Raw genomic sequence first — 18,726 nt, 5'->3', positions numbered from 1 at the left:
TCTCTTCTACTTCAGCAATTTCAGAGGTTCTATCTTTTAAATTATAAAAAGCAAACAACTGTAACTTTCTGTTTATCAGAATTTTAAGTATGTTTGCTTTTTTATACAAATCAAAATGAACTGTTGTAATAGTGTTTTCAAAATAAATATTTATCTTGAGATTCTTGTTATAATATTTATATTAGATGACTTTGTTTTGATTCCTATATCGTAGCTCATCATCTGAAAGTCCATCCATTTGGACACCCTGCCCAAAAACTTTCCCAATTCGTTCACAGGCAGTTTTAATCGTTTCAAATGGGGCAGCTACGTTGAGACGAGCATGATACCTTCCTTCCTTACCGAAACTGAGTCCATCGTTTAAAATCAATTTAGCCTGATTTTGTAAGAGGTCAATTAGCTCAGAATGGTCTAAATCGTAGGCTGAAAAATCCAACCATACTAAGTAGGTACCTTGCGGCTTCATCATTTGAATCTTGGTGTGGCGCCTCAAGTATTCTTCGACAAAATCAATATTGGTTTCAAGAACTATTTTCAACTCTTTTAACCAATCATCTCCATATCGAAAGGCCGTCTCCGTAGCCAAGAGGCCGATAGTTGGAATTTCATGCTGATTGTTGGCTAGTTGTCGTTTGTAGAAAGCTTTGCGAATGACCGGATTTTCAATAATAGCAAAACTGTTCTTTGTTCCAGCAATGTTAAAGGTCTTAGTGGCAGACGATAGAATGATAGAAAAATCCTTAAAAGCTTCATTAACTGTATTAAACGAACGGTGTCGATGATCATATAAGATTAAATCTTGATGAATTTCATCTGAGACAAGTAGAACACCATACCTGTGACACAATTGCCCAATGGCTAGAACTTCTTCTTTCGTCCAAACCCGACCACCTGGATTATGGGGATTACAAAAAATATAAAGTTTAACATTATTTTCCACAATGTCGCGCTCCAATTTTTCCAAATCAATTACAAATCTCCTCTGTTCAAGCTTGAGCGAATTTGTCACTAAATGACGATTATTTAACCTAACCGTACGGGCGAATGGTGGATAAACTGGAGTGTTAATCAGAACAGCCTCTCCCTCCTTGGTCAGTGCTTGAATAGCAATCGACAGAGCAGGAACGACTCCCCCGACAAGAAGAATAGACTCTCTAGTAACCTTATAACCATGCTGCTTATTCTCCCAATCAATAATTGACTGATATAGGCTATCACTAGCATAAGAATATCCAAAAATGTGCTGATCTGCGTAGTCACGGATAATCTGACGAATTTCTGGTAAAGGCTCAAAGTCCATATCGGCTACCCACAAGGGCAAGAGTTCCGAATCTCCTTCCGTCTTTTTCCACTTTTCAGCATGATGATTGAGGCGATTGGGTCTACGAGTAAAATCATATCTATTCATCTTCTCCCTCCAAGGCGACTCTCAGATCAGCAATCAAATCATTAACATCCTCGATACCAATAGACAGACGAAGTAGGTCATCTGTCAAGCCGTAAGAATGCCTGGTTGCTACTGGAATATCTACGTGGGTCTGAGTAGCAGGATAGGTAATAAGACTTTCCACTCCTCCCAAACTTTCTGCGAAAGTGAAAACTTGTAGATTATTCAATATATAGGGAATCTTGCTTTCATCAACCACTTTGAACGAAATCATTCCTCCTTTACCGGTGTAATAAACTTGTTTCACTGCTGAGTTGGTTTCTAGATAGGCAGCAATTTTCTGAGCATTCTGAGTTGCTCTTTCCATGCGAAGAGATAGGGTTTTCAAACCACGCATCAATAGATAAGCATCCAGTGGTGACAAGGTCGGACCTGTTGTATTTTGATCATAGAAGAGTCTGTCATAAAGGATCTGATCATTTGTCATAAGCACCCCAGCCAGAACATCATTATGCCCCGATAGGTACTTGGTTGCAGAATGAAGAACAACATCTGCTCCCAGAATCAGTGGATTTTGGTAAATAGGACTGTAAAAGGTGTTATCAACTATCACCTTGGCACCCTTGGTATGGGCGATAGCCGAAATCTTTGCAATATCAAATTCTACCATGAGTGGATTGGTTGGTGTCTCCAGGAAAACATAATCCGTCTGATTAGTGATAGCAGCAAGTAGTTCTTCTTCGTCATTGACATAGGTAAACTGAAATCTCCCTAGACTTTCTTGCTCACTGAACCAGCGAAAACTACCTCCATAAAGATCACGGGCTGCAATAATGTGACTTCCCACCGGAAAACCATTAAATAGTAACACTAAAGCAGCCATACCAGAGCTAGTCACTATAGCATAGTCAGCCTTTTCAATAGCTGCTAATGTTTTTTCTAGACTAGTTCTGGTCGGATTCTTGGTTCGGGTATAGTCGAACCCCGTAGACCGACCAAACTCAGGATGCTGGTAGGTGGTAGATAGATGGATTGGAGAAACAAGTGCTCCTGTTTTCTCATCATTGTTAATGCCTGCATGGGCTAAAATCGTATCCAAATTATAATCTATCATAACAAATCCCCCTTTGCTTTGTTTCTAGTCTAGCATGAAAATGCTCATTTTTTGATGAAAATATCTTAAATGACTTATAGAAAATTATCCTTCTCCGTTATAGTTATTTCCTATACCTAACTGAGACAAACTGCATATACTTGCTTTACTTGCTATCAGCGATTCTGTATAATAATTTCAGGAGGTGAACCCTATGAAATTCTCATTTAATAGACGCTTTTACCGCTATTCTCATTTTTATCAATTTCTTTTTTGGAGTCTTTTTCTCCTTCCCATATCAAGTGCATTTTCTGACAAAAAATATCTATGGTTTGATATCTTGATTATCCCCATCCTACTTACCCATGCCTACCGAGCCTTCTTTTATAAAGATGAAAAAGAGCTATCCAAGTATGGTTTTATCTTCCATATAGGGCTTATTTTGCTGGTAAGCTATTTACGCCTTTTAAGATGAGCAGTCTGGATTCCATGTGATAATGTCTCACTGACTTGGAAAATGAAGATTCCTATGTTTAGAGAAAGTAATAAGAAATGTTATCGAAGTTTGAGTTTTTATGAAACGATTCTTTTTCTATTGACTAATCTCAGTCTGTATTTAAGAAAAGGTATATCCATCTGGACTATCCTATTCATCTGTCCTCTCCCCTTTACCATCTATCAAGCTTTCTAAAGTAAGAGGTCAAATATCAAAGAAAATTGAAAAATTTGGCTCTGTGTCGTTCTGTTAAATTTAGGAATTTGGATAGAATTTCTCATCTATGTATTCTGATAGAAGGTTTTAGAAAAATTCACTCTCACTATCCAGAGTTCTATCTCCCATCTTTCTTAACTCCATACCAGCTTCTCTCATCACATTGGACAGACAGATAGTGTACAAGATGGTATAATAGTATCATGCAAACGATAAAGTTATATGAAGGAGAGCGAATTGACCAGCTCTTCTCTACAGATGTACAAATTATTCAAAATCGTGAGGTTTTTAGCTACTCAGTTGATAGTGTTCTTTTGTCTCGCTTTCCCAAAATGCCCGTACAAAGAGGTATTGTTGTTGACCTTTGTAGTGGAAATGGTGCAGTTGGACTCTTCGCATCAACGCGTACAAAGGCACAGATTATCCAAGTAGAGTTGCAAAAACGTTTAGCAGACATGAACCGTCGGTCTATCCTGCTCAATCATTTGGAAAAACAGGTATCAGTCATCAATGATGATTTGGCCAATCTCACCCATCACATTCCACGTTCTAAGGTGGATTTAATCCTCTGCAATCCTCCTTATTTCAAAGTAGACGAAACTTCAAATCTCAATGACAGCGAACATTACCTACTAGCTAGGCACGAGATTGCAACCAATTTAGATAGTATCTGTCACGTCGCTCAGCAAGTACTCAAATCTAATGGTCGCCTGGCCATGGTTCACAGACCAGATCGATTTTTAGATATTTTAGACACACTGAGAAAATACAAACTAGCGCCCAAACGTGTTCAATTTGTCTATCCTAAGGCTAGCAAGGAGGCTAACATGCTCCTGATTGAGGCCATCAAGGATGGAGCAGTTGATGGTTTCCGAATCCTGCCACCTCTGGTTGTCCACGAGGAAAATGGCGACTACACTCCTGCCATTCATGAGATTTACTATGGAAAATAAAGCCTATTTTTATGTTTTAGAGTGCTCTGATGGAAGTCTTTATACAGGCTATACGACTAACGTGGAAAAGCGGATTGCGACACATAATCGCGGTAAAGGAGCCAAGTACACTCGCGGACGTTTACCCGTGACCTTGCTCTATCAAGAAGCTTTTAACAGTAAGCAGGAAGCCATGTCTGCCGAAGCTCTCTTTAAAAAACGCAGTCGTCAAAGTAAATTAGATTATATCGCAGAAATGATAAAACAACCTCGTTCCACTTGAATGACCTCCAAAGACTGGATACAAAATCTAACACTTGGAGGTTGTTCATCTGGAGCAAGGTTGCTTTTTTAAAATAGTTTTAAAATATTATCAATCTCAGCCAGCGCCTCGTCAAAGATTGCCTGAGCTTGATCTGGATTGGCAGATTGTCCCTCAATAAAGACTTGATACAGATCCTTAAAACCGAGGAATTCAAAAATGGACTTGATGTACTGGGCAGCAGGATCCTGACCTGCATAGACACCACCATTGGACTGGATATGTAAGAGTTTTTTATCCTTCACTAAGCCAATCGCACCTTCTGGTCCATACTTGAAGGTCAAACCAGCCACATTGATTGTATTGATCCAGGATACCAACTGACTAGGAACATTGAGATTCCAGAGAGGATTGGCAATAACAATCTTATCTGCTTTTAAAAACTGCTGAGTAAATGCATTGTAGTGTTCTAAGCATTTTTCCTGTTCTGAGCTGATTTCCATCCCTTTTTTAGTGGCTGTCATGGCTTCCAACAAGGATTTATCCAAAACAGGTATCTTGTCTTCAAAGACATCCACTATTTCTATTTCATCCTCAGGATGCAAATTGGCATAACGTACTTGAAACTCCTCCATAGCCCGCAAAGCATAGGACTTTTGACTATCAAGAGGATGAGCTTTTACAACCAATAGAGTCGCCATGTCTTTTCTCCTCACTAATAATTGATAAAAGTATTATATCCTATCTGTTTTGAATTTCAACTCATCTGCTCAAAGTAAAAAACGGAACCAATCTCCCAGATGGAAGAAAAAGTTTATTTTGAACAAGATTTTCAATTTTTTTATTTTTGTCCCAAAAGAGAAACTCTCAGAAATATTAATTTATCAACATTTCTAAGAAATTTAGTGATGATTGAGAGACTGTTCTGAAACCTTCAAGTACTTTTCTACATTTAACACCTACTTTTTAAAGTAAGTGTAGGCGACACAATCCAAATCTCCCACCTCTGTAAAACCAAGTGCTTCATAGAAAGACTTGGTCTTTTCCTCATTACCGGTCAAGAGATGAAGTTGGTAAACATCTGGAAAATGGGACAGTGTCTGCTTCAAGAGTGTTCGACCAATCCCTTGGCGCTGGTAGGTTGGTGCTACTAGAATATCTTGGATAAAAATAATGGAATATCCATCACCAACAGCTCGCAATAAGCCAGCTAAACGATCGCCATCAAAGGCAACTAAGAGAAAAAGACTTTTTTCCAAGGCTTGTTTTAACATTTCTGGACAAGATGTATAATTTGTCCAGCCAACAGAGGCGTACAGTTCTAAGATAGCTTGAAAATCAAGCTGTGGATGTTGTTTGTAAGTAATCATGATGTTCTCCTTTGTGTTCAAATTTTAGAATACAAAGACTTTTTCCATTGTCAAAATACCCATGGTGTTACCTCCTTGTTCCACTAATCATAGTATAACAAACTAAACTTCCATCACAAAACATTTTGGAAATAACGATAAAAGTAAAAACAAGCAAGGCAAGTACAGAAATCTATAACATCATTGTAATCCAACATTCTTCTTTTAGTAAATAATCGCATGGAAGCTACCTGATTATCCGATAAATACTTGGTGTTTATCACCATCTTCGTTCAAGCCCTATATCAGAAGAGAGTGAAACAACTGATACATTTTCTATGCTCTGAAAGACATCGTATCAAATACCCGTCATATCTAGCAATTTTTCAGTATTTCCAAATCCTTTACAAAAAATCAGACCACTACTTGTGATCTGATTGAATAATGTAATAAAATGCTCTATCTTTCGCCCTTATTGCGAATCACAAAGCCTGTTTTCTTCTCGCTTGAAGTACGCTGGTGTGGTTTCTTATTATCTTGCCGACGATTATCGCGTCTAAACTTATCATCACGACGGTTGCGGTCACCACGGTGTCCACCACGATCTCCATCACGGCGACCACGATCACGTCCGCTACGTCCCCCTTTACCCTTGGCTTGCCCTGGGGCAAATTTAAATGGTAATGGCTTTTCACGCGCAATTTCTACTTCTGGCAAGCTTTCTGGATCTTGAACAGTCAGGGACAGGATATAAAGCGCCAATTCTTCTGGAGTAAATTCTGCTGCTAATTGAATTGCATCTTTCTTGAACTTATCAAAGTTACTACGAATGGTCTCATCAGCCATCTCACGTTCAATCTTCTTGAGAGCAACCTTTTTCTTGGCTTCAAAGGCTTCCTGTGCAGTTGCTGGTTTGAGCCCTTTCATGCGTTTCTTTGTCAAATTTTCGATAATGGCTAGGTAGCCCATCTCATTTGGTGAGACAAAGGTAATTGACTGACCTGATTGACCTGCACGACCTGTACGACCGATACGATGCACATAACTTTCTGGATCTTGCGGAATGTCGTAGTTGTAGACATGGGTCACTCCTGAAATATCTAGACCACGTGCTGCAACGTCTGTTGCAACGAGCACATCCAAATTATCATTTTTAAAGTCACGAAGAACACGGAGACGTTTGCCTTGATCTAAATCTCCATGGATTCCTTCTGCACGGAAACCACGCAATTTCAGCCCACGTGTCAACTCATCTACACGACGCTTTGTACGACCAAAAACGATGGATAATTCTGGTTGTTCAACATCCATCAGACGGGTCATCGTATCAAATTTTTCATGTTCTTTAACACGAATATAGTACTGATCTACCAACTCTGTCGTTAGTTCCTTAGCCGCAATCTTAACATGCTCAGGTTCTTTCATGAACTTAACACCGATACGTTTGATTGGTTCTGGCATAGTTGCTGAGAACAACAAAGTCTGACGAGTGACTGGTACCCGCTCAATAATAGCCTCAATATCGTCTAGGAAGCCCATATTGAGCATTTCATCTGCTTCATCAAGGATAAGCGTCTCAACGCCTTCTAATCTCAAGGCCTTGCGTTTGATGAGATCCAACAAACGACCTGGTGTACCGACAACAATATGAGCGCCTGAACGAAGAGCCTTGATTTGTTTTTCAATGCTTGAACCACCGTAAACAGAGCGTACCTTCACTCCTTTTTCACGTCCGAATTTAAATAATTCTTCCTGACTCTGCACAGCCAACTCACGTGTTGGCGCGATGACAAGTGCCTGTATGGCTTGATTATTTGTATCAATCTTATTGAGAGTCGGTAAACCAAAAGCTGCGGTTTTACCAGTACCTGTCTGAGCTTGTCCAATAACATCCTTTCCTTCCAACGCGAGAGGAATCGTCTGTTCCTGAATAGGTGACGGCGTTTCAAAACCTGCCTTTTCAACAGCGAGTAAAATGTCTTCCGACAACTGTAATTCTGTAAATTTCAATTATAATACCAAATTCGTTAAGAAAACAAAATGAAAAGAGAAGACTGATGCCCATTCTATAGGTGTTAGTATCTACTTTTTTCATACTATTTTTAGTGTAGATTCAAGTATAATCTCGATGAACCCAACTAAAATACTTAACGCATTTCCTTTCTTTTACAAGGCAGTACGAAGCTACCTTATCTAACTTTTTTTGTAACAAGATTGTCAGGGTCGAACCACTGACAGTAAATTTGCAACTCCTTTAGTATAACACAAACTGGAAATTAAGATAGGTATTTATCTTAATAAGGTTAAATAATACGTTTTCATTAAAATATCCATGTTTTCAATGTAAAATCCAAAAGACTTCATCTTCAAAGAGATTCTAATCCTCTAGTATGAAGACCTTCTCTTTTATAACATATCCGCTTACTTCAATTTTTGCAAAAACCACTCCAAACTCTTGCTGATGATAACCACCATCACCACAGTCCAAAAGGTTTTTACAAGGCCTATTCTAAAGAAAAGTGGTGTCACAACAAGAAGATCAAATAAAAGAATAACCGTAGAAATCTTCCAATTGAAATATTTATTGCAGAGTAGGGCAATAATATCGCTACCTGCTGTTGAACCATTCCCATAAATGACTAGAGCCATAGATAGCCCTGTCACCAGTCCCGCTAGACAAGCAGAAGGAACCAACGGTAGCCATTGTGCTTGCAGAAACGTTGTATAATGCATGGTCAAGGACATGACCGCTACCGCTAAGAAGGTATAGAAAACCGTCAGCTTGCTCAAAAAACGATAAGCTAAAATAATCAAAATACCATTCAAAACAAAACTGGATAAGCTTGTCTCTATCCCTGCCATATAATACAACAATAGAGTAACCCCAGTAATGCCACCTTCTCCAAATTCATGAGGAATGATGAGCATATTTAATACGAGAGCATATAGAACCGCTCCAAAACAAATCAATAAACAATCTCTCAATTTTATCTCTGACATATATTCTCCTCAACAGATAATCCACCTTAGTATATCAAAAAAGTAGAAAGCAGCTAACTACTTTCTACTTCTTCCTATCTTCCCAAAACTGCTGCCGCTAGAGCCTTCTGAATAGCAATAACACTTTTATCACTCTTAAATTGAAGGACTTCAGCAGGTTCTGTAGCAGATGAAATCCAGATTTTTAGTTCAGCATCCAAATCAAAATGGCCTGAAGTTTCAATCGTAAAACGAGAAATGGAAGGATAAGGAATCGATTTATAGGATACTTTTTTACCAGATAAACCTTGTTTGTCAACCAGAATCAAGCGATAGGCTGTAAAAACGATTAAGTCTCTTACCAAACTGAACGCCATATCCACCTGTTCTTCATCCAATAGAATATGCTCCAGTTCACGCTCAATCTTATCATTTTCGACCTGAGAGGCATTACCCAGTAAACCCGAGAATAAACCCATATATGCACTCCTTCTTCGTTTTCTAATAGTATAGCATAAAAGTGGACTCACTTATCCGAAAATGTCTGAATTTTTCTCAAGATTTAAATGATTATGATCACTCAACCTTACTCCGCAGCTTTTTCAACAACTTTATCTTTTGGATGATTATTTTCGATACTTCCGCCTTCGACAGCTGGGAAGTGTTCTGCAATAGCGACTGGTATATTTTTCTCGTTAAACTTCAATTCTTCTTTAGGAATATGGTTCTCACTGACATCAATTGTTTTTAGAGTGGTATTTGGCTTCTCAATAGCTAGAGTTTCAATCTCATTTTTGGAAGCATTTATGTTCTCTAAAGCTTTATAGTCATTGATTCCTTCCAAATTCTTCAATTTATTACCAGAAACATTCAGATGCGCAACAGATTCTTGCTTGTCATCTATTTTCAGAGAGTCTATTTGGTTATTTTCAACATCTAGGTTTACTAACTTCTTAGCTCCTTCAACTCCCTTTAGATTGGAAATCTTATTGTCTTTCAGGGTTACATTGGTTAGATTTGGATTATTTTTCAAGAACTGAACATCCTTGACATTGCTCTCATTGGCTGTCAGTTCTTCCAGATTTTCAGTCTTCAAGGTTGAAAGATTTAAATCAGGGTTCTTGGACAAATACAAACGAGTCAAGTTCTTCTTGTTCTGAAGCGCTGATAGGTCTGAAAGTCGGTTATTGTCAAGACTGATAGCTGTTAAATAAGACAAATCTGACAGCGGAGATAAATCTGAAACCTCGTTATGATCCAAGTTTAAGGATTCTAATGTTTTTAATGTTGCTAGTGTACTGATATCTTTAATGCCATTTCCTGCCGCCGATACAACTTTCAGATGAGGATAGTCTTTCAAGAAACTCAAATCAGAGATTTCATTTTGCGATATATCAATCCCTTCCAAAGTTGGAATTTGTTTCAAGAACGAATAATCTTTGATGCCTGTACCAGTCATCCACAATTGTTTCAATTTCTTAAACTGAAGGACTGGTGTTACATCATTAACCGGTGTAAAACCAATTCCCAAGACTTCAATATTTGGCATCAAATGTAAACCAGGTCTCTTGAGAGGGTCTTTTCGCTGGCCAATATTGAGGTGTTTAACTGTCTTGAGCCATTCTTTCATTTTTTCAGGATCTGTCTCATCTGCTGGGAAAGGTGTGTCAGCCGTAGCGTGTAGAATATCTTCAATCACCTCATCATCAAATCCCAACTGTTTGAGAGTAGCCTTACCAACTTTTTGGTGAGCATGAGGATCTCCATGAGGATCTTCGATTGGCTTACCGATTTCTACCTTTTCAACTAAAATTGTATGAGAATGATCTCCATGCGGATAGACAAAAGCCGGTCCTGCATCTGTTTGAATCACCTTGATAGCTTCTGGCGACACGTGCAAGCTCTCTGCCAAATAGGCTTTTTTAGCTGCTAGTGCCTCGTCTTCAGAAGGTACTTCTGGCTTCTTATCTTCTTGCGGTTTTTTTGATTCATCTTGACCAGAAGAATGAGCCAGATACTCTGCTCTAGCTTTCTCTAAATAAGCTGCTGGGATATAAGATTCCCAAGGACTAGCGATTAGATGAGCATACGGAATGAGGTGGGTGTGGGTACCATGACCAACGATAAGTCCTAATTCTGATGTCCCTTGTACATGATTACCATCAAAGAGGAAACCATCACTTGTCGGATAGTCAACACCTGGGAAACGCTTCTTGTTAGTAGGAGTAGTTGAACTTCCACCTGCTTCCTCATCAAATCTAGGCTCTACAATATTCGGTCTATAGATAGGAGAGGCCTGTGGGATATTTATAAGTGGGCTGGTCTCTGCATGCCCTGTCCGTGCCTGTTGATTCCCCCTCTGCAAACTAGATTTCCAGATATAGTGATAGTGATCACCATGTCGTACCGTATACCCATTCGCATCCTCAGCCACAATATCCTTCGGATCAAAAACATAGCCATCATCCAAAGAATGAACAATATTTACTTTTTTCTCGCTTGATTGTGAAGCTGGTTGACTCTTATCTACATTATCCTTAGGAACTAGGTATGCCCATTTACTTTCTTTCAAATCTTTGTAAAAGATAAAGTGAGAATGTCCATTGTGTTCTAAGACCAAACCATCAGAGGTTCTGGAGAGAATTTGTTTCTCATTTTCAAATAAGAAACCATCATCTGTCGGAAAATGAACACCTGCAACGCCTTTTTCTTGCTGCTTAGCAGGTTTCTTTTGGTTTTTCGTGATTTTCTTAGCTTCCGTAAGTGAGATAACGTTCGCATCTTTCTTATTGGGATAGTAGAAGTAATTGTCTTTTATTTTGACTATATACCCATTTTCCAACTGGTATTGGACATCTTTTTTATCAAACTTGTAGCTGGATGGAGCTAGAGTGTCCTTTAGAAAATATGCTGTGTAAGGAATAGCTCCCTCTACAAAATAAGATTCCTCACCATGTAAACGCATATAGCCAGTAGCTTTAATCTCAGAGACAACGACCATTTTTTCGTCAACTACACTACTTTGCATCTCCTGCTGAGGACTTGCTGGTTTCTGCTCCTTCTGACATGCTGCCAAACAAAGGTGACAAGATAAGATAATACCTGTTAGAGCAAACAGAGTTGTTTTCTTTTGCATCAATTTCTCCTTTTTATTAACTAGTTAACATTTAACTAGTATATCGTTTATTTAACTTTTTGGCAAGGAAAAATATAAAAATTTCTCACGCTTCCAAATAACAACTTTATATTTGTCTTTCTTTTTGCTAAAAAAATAAGTTAAATCAATAAAAAATATAGAAGAGGCTCTCATTTTAAAGATTAAAAACCCTAAAAAGTAAGTCCACACAGTGTCAACCGATTGTTCTTAACTTCCTGTAGTTTAAGTGGTAAAATTTTATCGTAAATGCTTAAAAAAAAAAGCAATGACCTAGAAAAAAATAGAGAGATATTTTTTTACTCATCAAACTAGGACATTTAAGCATTCAATATTATGTAGAATGGAGTTTCTGATATGAAAAAAATTAGAAATTATTTCCTATTACTGTTTACTCCAGTAGTCTTGCTTGTAGGATTACTAACACCATGGCAAGTTGTTCATTCGGTTGGCGGGAATGAACTAAGCAAGGTTATTACAGACATTTCATTATGGGATGTTGATAACGGAGAAACCCTACAACCAAATGGTGCAGGCATCCATACTTTGGTTAGGGATAATAGGTATCGGTTTGAAACCACTTTTGATTTATCTCAGTATGATGGAAAGCTGAAGGACGGAGATTATTTTACATTTACTATCCCAGCTCCAGTTACAGTTGAAAATACTAGTTTCGACTTAAAAGATAAGGAAACAAACGTAGATGTAGGGACAGCTGTTGTTACATCAAATGGAGAAAGTCAAGGAGGGACAGTTACCGTTACTCTAAAAAACTTAGAAAATTATCTTACCAAAAAGGGAGGAAGTCAAATTCAAGGTGTAAAAGGAACTTTTTATACCGAATTCAAGGTAACTAAAGCCTCTGAAAGTGAAACACTGACTTACCAAAAGGCAGAAACTACAAAAGAAATAACGCATAGTATCTCTATAAAAGAACGAAGCTCATCAAATTACACCGAAGGTATCAAAAAAGAGAACTTTGTGAAATTCCGTGGCGTTATGACAAAAGAGTCTTGGAGTTCTGAGATTCTAAATAAAAGTGGAGAATACATTCATAACTGGAGTTTACGAATAAATACGAACCAATCTACTTATGATTCCATTAGTCTTAAAGATGTTATTCCAGATGATTCCGCTCCTATGCAGTACATTCCTGAGAAGTTAAAGGTCTATGCAGGCTATTTTAATTCGAATCTTAACCTAACAGATCAACAGGAGTTGAAAGTAGGGGAAGATTACGTTATAGAATATAATAGTGCTTATACTACCTTTGAGTTAAAACTACTAAACACTTCCGCTCGCTTAGCATCTAATGGCAAGCCATCAGCCTACAATGTTTATTACTCTACCACTTCTCCTGCAAACGGAACAAATGTTATTAATGAATTATCAATGATTGGTGGAGAAAAAGTTTTAACCACTAGTACAGAAAGAACAACGACCGTAAATCGTGTGACACGTTCCACAAAAATTACAACAGGTGGTACTATTCAGCTAGAAACAGGCTATCGTATCACACTATATAAACAAGATGCTGAAACAGGTAATTTGCTTAATGGAGCAGAATTCGAAATCACATCACCAAGTGGAGAAAAAGAGATTGTCACAATTGGAGAAGATGGCGTTGGTCAATCGAAAGTGTACTCAGCCACGGAAGCTGCTAAGGGTAAGTTTAAAATTGTGGAGATTAAAGCACCTAAAGGATATGTTTTAGACCCTACTCCAATTGAAGTGGTTTTGGGCGAAAGCGGTATCATTCGTACCATCAAAAATACTAGGGAAAAACTATCTATTCCTGTTGCAAAAAAATGGGTAGACAACAACGACCAAGACGGTAAACGTCCTGAAAGTATAACGATTCAACTTTATGCTAACGGGAAAGCTATTGATGGGCAAACCGTCACACTTAATGCTGCCAATAGTTGGACGGCTCGATTTGAAAACTTACCTAAAACAGATGATGAAGGAAAAGATATCGCTTACACCATAGAAGAAACCAACGTACCAGACGGCTATACGGCATCTGTAAATGGCACAACCATCACCAACACCCATACTCCAGAAACAACGCAAGTTTCAGGTACTAAGACTTGGGTAGATAACGAAGACCAAGACGGTAAACGACCACAATCTATCACCGTAAACCTCTTAGCTGATGGCAAACCATTTAAGACTCAAAAAGTCACTGCTGAAAACAACTGGAAGTATACCTTCACTGACCTACCGAAGTACGCTAACGGAAAAGAAATCGTCTACACTGTTTCAGAAGAAAAGGTAGACGGGTATGAGATGAAGGTGGAAGGAACCAACATCACCAACACCCATACTCCAGAAACAACGCAAGTTTCAGGTACTAAGACTTGGGTGGATAACGAAGACCAAGACGGTAAACGACCACAATCTATCACCGTAAACCTCTTGGCGGATGGTAAGGTCATCAAGAGCCAACAAGTCACTGCTGAAAACGACTGGAAGTATACCTTCACTGACCTACCGAAGTACGCTAACGGAAAAGAAATCGTCTATACTGTGACAGAAAACGCTGTTGAAGGCTACACCACAACCTACGATAAGTACAATATCACCAATAGCTATACACCTGGTCAAACTAGCCTCACAGTAACCAAGGCTTGGGATGACAAGGACAATCAAGACGGTAAACGTCCTGAAGCTATCCAAGTTCAACTCTATGCTAACGACCAGAAATCTGGCGAGGTCGTGACACTAACAGCAGCCAACAAATGGACACACACTTGGACAGGACTTGCTAAGAAGGCAAACAAAAAAGACATCGTCTACACCGTCAAAGAAGTCTCAAAAGTAGAGGGATACACCACTACTGTAGGAACTGTTGAAAATGGAAATGTCACCATTACCAACACCTATAAACCAAGTACAACCTCTATCAAGGTAAACAAGGTCTGGAAAGATAAGGACAACCAAGATGGTCTGCGCCCAACTTCCATTACCGTCAACCTCTTGGCGGATGGTGAAGTTGTTAAGACGGAAACGATCACACCAAATGCTGATGGCGATTGGAGCCACACCTTCACAGACTTGCCTGAATACAAAAATGGCAAGAAAATCACTTACACCGTTTCAGAAGAAAAGGTAGAGGGATACGAAACAACGGTAGAAGGAACTACCATCACCAACACCCATACTCCAGAAACAACAGAAGTTGCAGGTACCAAGACTTGGAACGATAACAACGACCAAGATGGTAAACGTCCAAAATCCATCACCGTAAACCTCTTGGCAGACGGTCAACCGGTCGCAAGCAAAATCGTCACCGCAGACGACAACTGGGCTTACAAGTTCTCAAACCTACCTGCTAAGAAAAATGGAGCTGCCATTACCTACACGATTAGTGAAAAAGCAGTCGCAGATTACACTACAACCTATGATGGCTACAATATCACTAACAGCTACACACCGGGAGAAACAAGTGTCACTGCCACAAAAGTTTGGGAAGACAACAACAACCAAGACGGACTGCGCAGGGAAATCAAACTAGAACTCTACGCAGACGGTGTTGCCACTGGACAGAGCCAAACCCTTTCTGAAGAGAACAACTGGAAAGCAACCTGGACAGGACTTGCCAAGAAAGCAAACAAAAAGGACATCGTCTACACCGTCAAAGAAGTCACTGCTATTGATGGCTATACTTCAAAAGTAACTCAAACATCAACCAATAACTTTACCATCACTAACGCCCACACTCCAGAAACAACACAAGTTGCAGGTACTAAGACTTGGAATGACAACAATGACCAAGACGGTAAACGTCCGAAATCTATCACCGTAAACCTCTTGGCTAACGGTGAGGTCGTTCAAAGTCAGAAAGTCTCTGCCGATACGAATTGGACTTATACCTTTACTAACCTACCGAAGTACGCTAACGGGAAGGAAATTATCTACACTGTTTCAGAAGAAAAGGTAGAGGGATACGAAACAACGGTAGAAGGAACCAATATCACCAACACCCATACTCCAGAAACAACGGAAGTTGCAGGTGCTAAGACCTGGAATGACAACAACGACCAAGACGGTAAACGTCCGAAATCTATTACCGTAAACCTCTTGGCTAACGGTGAGGTCGTTCAAAGTCAGAAAGTCTCTGCCGATACGAATTGGACTTATACCTTTACTAACCTACCGAAGTACGCTAACGGGAAGGAAATTATCTACACTGTTTCAGAAGAAAAGGTAGAGGGATACGAAACAACGGTAGAAGGAACCAATATCACCAACACCCATACTCCAGAAACAACGGAAGTTGCAGGTGCTAAGACCTGGAATGACAACAACGACCAAGACGGTAAACGTCCGAAATCTATTACCGTAAACCTCTTGGCTGATGGTAAGGTCATCAAGAGCCAACAAGTCACTGCTGAAAACGACTGGAAGTATACCTTCACCGACCTACCGAAATACGCTAACGGAAAAGAAATCGTCTATACTGTAACTGAGAATGCCGTTGATAACTATACAACAACCATTGATGGTCACAACATTACCAACAGTTACACACCTGGTCAGACGAGTCTCACTGTTACCAAGGTCTGGAAGGATAACAATAATCAAGACGGTAAACGTCCTGGATCTATCCAAGTTCAACTCTATGCCAACGGTGAAAAGTTGGGCGAACCTATAACCCTGACTGCTGATAACAAGTGGACGCATACTTGGACAGGACTTGACAAGAAAGCAAACCAGAAAGATATTGTCTATACGGTCAAAGAGGTTTCAGTGGTTGATGGATACACAGCATCTGTAGGAAAAGTTGAAAATGGAAATGTCACCATTACCAACACCTACAAGCCAACCACTCCTCCTAAGAAGAAAAAATCGACTCCACTGCCATCAACAGGAAGTCTCAGCGGACTAGGACTGACGTTTGTCGGACTAGCACTTGCCGCGACTATCAGTGTTCGAGCGATTTACCGAAAGAGGAAATAGGCATAACAACTTTCGTAAACAAAACAACTTGAGAGAATAATACTCTCTTGAGATAGACAAAAGCCCTTAGATTTACTCTAATGGGCTTTTGTGGTATTTGCATTTTACCTTTTATTACTCCGTTAACTCACCCTGCTTGAAGTTGAAGTATCGGTACAAAAAGATTTTCAGTGTTTAAAAGTCCCCTATTATCATCTTGATTAGCTCATTAAATGAACTAAAAAGTGAACATATTGGCATGTTTATCAAACAAATCCCAGTATGTTCACTTTTTATATTTAAGGTTGACACTCTACGACTTTCCATATCTCCAACTAGTAAAAAGTCTCAGATATTTACTACATCTTCTCTTCCAACGCAACATCGGGGTACTTGTCCGCAAACCAACGGAGGGCAAAATCATTTTCAAATAGGAAAACTGGTTGATCAAACCGATCACGCGCAAGGATATTGCGACTTGAGGACATCCGTTCATCCAAATCTTCAGGTCTAATCCAACGAACCGTCTTTTTCCCCATCGGTGTCATAACAACTTCTGCGTTGTATTCCCCTTCCATACGGTGTTTGAAGACTTCAAACTGGAGTTGGCCAACAGCTCCTAGCATATACTCGCCAGTCTGGTAGTTCTTGTAGAGCTGGATAGCTCCCTCTTGGACCAATTGCTCAATCCCTTTGTGGAAGGATTTTTGCTTCATCACATTCTTAGCAGCTACCTTCATAAAGATCTCTGGAGTAAAGGTTGGTAGTGGTTCAAATTCAAACTTATTCTTACCAACAGTCAAGGTATCGCCGACCTGATAGGTACCTGTATCGTAGACACCAATAATATCACCCGCTACTGCATTTTCCACATTCTCACGTGACTCGGCCATAAATTGAGTCACATTTGACAGCTTAGCTCCCTTGCCTGTACGAGGAAGATTGACTGCCATCCCACGTTCAAATTCGCCTGATACTACACGAACAAACGCAATCCGATCACGATGGCGAGGATCCATATTGGCTTGAATTTTGAAAACAAAACCCGAAAAATCTTTATTGAGCGGATCAATAACATCTCCATCCGTTGTCTTATGCCCATGTGGTTCTGGAGCAAATTCCAAGAAAGTATCAAGAAAAGTCTGTACACCGAAGTTGGTCAAAGCTGATCCGAAAAATACCGGTGTCAAATCACCTGCTAAAATCGCTTTCTCTGAAAACTCATTTCCAGCCTCTAATAGCAGCTCAATATCTTCTAATACCTGTGCGTAAAAAGGGTTATTCCCAAACAGCCTATCCCCTTCCTCTAAGCTAGCAAAACGTTCTTTACTGCGATAGAGTTCTAAACGTTGATTGTGGAGATCATAGAGACCTTCAAAAGACTTTCCCATACCAATCGGCCAGTTCATTGGATAGCTAGCAATACCCAAGACTTCTTCCAATTCTTCTAGTAATTCCAACGGCTCACGACCATCACGATCCAACTTATTTATAAAGGTAAAGACTGGAATATTGCGATGCTTAACAACCTCAAAAAGCTTTTTAGTCTGAGCCTCAATCCCCTTGGCAGAATCTACCACCATAACAGCCGCATCCACCGCCATCAAGGTCCGATAGGTATCTTCCGAAAAATCCTCATGCCCCGGAGTATCAAGGATATTGACTCGCTTACCTGCATAGTCAAATTGCATAACAGACGATGTCACCGAAATCCCACGTTGTTTCTCTATATCCATCCAGTCAGATTTGGCAAAATTCCCTGTTTTTTTACCTTTAACCGTACCTGCCTCACGAATCTCACCACCAAAATAAAGCAACTGCTCTGTAATAGTCGTCTTACCTGCATCCGGGTGGGAAATAATGGCAAAAGTGCGGCGTTTTTTAATTTCTTCTTGTAATGACATTGCTTTTCCTTAT

The 18,726-nt window shown here is 39.5% G+C and carries 13 protein-coding genes; 4 read left to right on the top strand and 9 right to left on the bottom strand.

Annotated elements, in window-relative coordinates; genetic code table 11:
* Window positions 1-181 precede the first annotated feature (181 nt).
* Both SR187_RS03050 and SR187_RS03045 read right to left on the bottom strand, forming a co-directional pair.
* Complete coding sequence (locus SR187_RS03050; RefSeq protein WP_120171473.1) at window positions 182-1,408, bottom strand: MalY/PatB family protein; 1,227 nt, start codon at window positions 1,406-1,408, stop codon at window positions 182-184.
* Window positions 1,401-2,501, bottom strand: coding sequence for a cystathionine gamma-synthase (locus SR187_RS03045; protein WP_120171472.1), 1,101 nt, complete (start codon window positions 2,499-2,501; stop codon window positions 1,401-1,403). The genes SR187_RS03050 and SR187_RS03045 overlap by 8 nt, the downstream gene beginning before the upstream one ends.
* Window positions 2,502-2,694: 193 nt before the next feature.
* Here SR187_RS03045 and SR187_RS03040 point away from each other — a divergent pair, with 193 nt between their 5' ends.
* The 3 genes from SR187_RS03040 to SR187_RS03030 all read left to right on the top strand — a co-directional run bounded on the left by SR187_RS03040 (window position 2,695) and on the right by SR187_RS03030 (window position 4,407).
* Entirely contained in the window at window positions 2,695-2,955 is a 261-nt protein-coding gene (locus SR187_RS03040; protein ID WP_024533016.1) for a hypothetical protein, read from the top strand.
* A 440-nt stretch (window positions 2,956-3,395) separates the two neighbouring features.
* Window positions 3,396-4,145 (top strand): tRNA1(Val) (adenine(37)-N6)-methyltransferase, encoded by a 750-nt coding sequence (locus SR187_RS03035; RefSeq protein WP_024533015.1) that lies wholly within the window; start codon window positions 3,396-3,398, stop codon window positions 4,143-4,145.
* Complete coding sequence (locus SR187_RS03030) at window positions 4,135-4,407, top strand: GIY-YIG nuclease family protein (protein WP_024533014.1); 273 nt, start codon at window positions 4,135-4,137, stop codon at window positions 4,405-4,407. The genes SR187_RS03035 and SR187_RS03030 overlap by 11 nt, the downstream gene beginning before the upstream one ends.
* 68 nt (window positions 4,408-4,475) lie before the next feature.
* On the opposite strand, the gene SR187_RS03025 is transcribed toward SR187_RS03030, so the two are convergent.
* The 6 genes from SR187_RS03025 to SR187_RS03000 form a co-directional block, all read right to left on the bottom strand.
* Window positions 4,476-5,087, bottom strand: coding sequence for an FMN-dependent NADH-azoreductase (locus tag SR187_RS03025; protein ID WP_120171471.1), 612 nt, complete (start codon window positions 5,085-5,087; stop codon window positions 4,476-4,478).
* Window positions 5,088-5,345: 258 nt separating this feature from the next.
* Entirely contained in the window at window positions 5,346-5,756 is a 411-nt protein-coding gene (locus SR187_RS03020; protein WP_120171470.1) for a GNAT family N-acetyltransferase, read from the bottom strand.
* 438 nt (window positions 5,757-6,194) lie between these two features.
* Window positions 6,195-7,745 carry a DEAD/DEAH box helicase gene (locus SR187_RS03015; protein WP_120171469.1) on the bottom strand — a complete coding sequence of 517 codons (1,551 nt, stop codon included), beginning with the start codon at window positions 7,743-7,745 and terminating at the stop codon, window positions 6,195-6,197.
* A 411-nt stretch (window positions 7,746-8,156) separates the two neighbouring features.
* Window positions 8,157-8,735: a YitT family protein gene (locus SR187_RS03010; RefSeq protein WP_120171468.1), complete on the bottom strand. Its 579-nt coding sequence runs from the start codon at window positions 8,733-8,735 to the stop codon at window positions 8,157-8,159.
* A 74-nt stretch (window positions 8,736-8,809) separates the two neighbouring features.
* A complete protein-coding gene (locus SR187_RS03005; RefSeq protein WP_024532261.1) occupies window positions 8,810-9,193 on the bottom strand; it encodes a PH domain-containing protein in 384 nt (127 codons plus the stop codon).
* Window positions 9,194-9,300: 107 nt separating this feature from the next.
* Entirely contained in the window at window positions 9,301-11,850 is a 2,550-nt protein-coding gene (locus SR187_RS03000; RefSeq protein WP_120171467.1) for a pneumococcal-type histidine triad protein, read from the bottom strand.
* Between the two features lie 375 nt (window positions 11,851-12,225).
* On the opposite strand from SR187_RS03000, the gene SR187_RS02995 reads away from it, so the two are divergent.
* Entirely contained in the window at window positions 12,226-16,830 is a 4,605-nt protein-coding gene (locus SR187_RS02995; RefSeq protein ID WP_120171466.1) for a Cna B-type domain-containing protein, read from the top strand.
* A 338-nt stretch (window positions 16,831-17,168) separates the two neighbouring features.
* Here the strand turns inward: SR187_RS02995 and SR187_RS02990 are convergent, their stop codons facing one another.
* Window positions 17,169-18,713 (bottom strand): peptide chain release factor 3, encoded by a 1,545-nt coding sequence (locus tag SR187_RS02990; RefSeq protein ID WP_120171465.1) that lies wholly within the window; start codon window positions 18,711-18,713, stop codon window positions 17,169-17,171.
* Window positions 18,714-18,726 lie beyond the last annotated feature (13 nt).

The organism is Streptococcus ruminantium (assembly GCF_003609975.1).
GTDB classification, from domain to species: Bacteria; Bacillota; Bacilli; order Lactobacillales; family Streptococcaceae; genus Streptococcus; species Streptococcus ruminantium.
This window is presented reverse-complemented; position numbering and strand designations above follow the sequence as displayed.

Excerpts from the sequence above, each read along its gene's own strand:
- SR187_RS02995 (WP_120171466.1), top strand. The coding sequence starts at position 12,226 with ATGAAAAAAATTAGAAATTATTTCCTATTACTGTTTACTCCAGTAGTC.
- SR187_RS03020 (WP_120171470.1), bottom strand. The coding sequence starts at position 5,756 with ATGATTACTTACAAACAACATCCACAGCTTGATTTTCAAGCTATCTTA.
- SR187_RS03035 (WP_024533015.1), top strand. The coding sequence starts at position 3,396 with ATGCAAACGATAAAGTTATATGAAGGAGAGCGAATTGACCAGCTCTTC.
- SR187_RS03005 (WP_024532261.1), bottom strand. The coding sequence starts at position 9,193 with ATGGGTTTATTCTCGGGTTTACTGGGTAATGCCTCTCAGGTCGAAAAT.
- SR187_RS03000 (WP_120171467.1), bottom strand. The coding sequence starts at position 11,850 with ATGCAAAAGAAAACAACTCTGTTTGCTCTAACAGGTATTATCTTATCT.
- SR187_RS03045 (WP_120171472.1), bottom strand. The coding sequence starts at position 2,501 with ATGATAGATTATAATTTGGATACGATTTTAGCCCATGCAGGCATTAAC.
- SR187_RS03030 (WP_024533014.1), top strand. The coding sequence starts at position 4,135 with ATGGAAAATAAAGCCTATTTTTATGTTTTAGAGTGCTCTGATGGAAGT.
- SR187_RS03050 (WP_120171473.1), bottom strand. The coding sequence starts at position 1,408 with ATGAATAGATATGATTTTACTCGTAGACCCAATCGCCTCAATCATCAT.
- SR187_RS02990 (WP_120171465.1), bottom strand. The coding sequence starts at position 18,713 with ATGTCATTACAAGAAGAAATTAAAAAACGCCGCACTTTTGCCATTATT.
- SR187_RS03040 (WP_024533016.1), top strand. The coding sequence starts at position 2,695 with ATGAAATTCTCATTTAATAGACGCTTTTACCGCTATTCTCATTTTTAT.
- SR187_RS03025 (WP_120171471.1), bottom strand. The coding sequence starts at position 5,087 with ATGGCGACTCTATTGGTTGTAAAAGCTCATCCTCTTGATAGTCAAAAG.
- SR187_RS03010 (WP_120171468.1), bottom strand. The coding sequence starts at position 8,735 with ATGTCAGAGATAAAATTGAGAGATTGTTTATTGATTTGTTTTGGAGCG.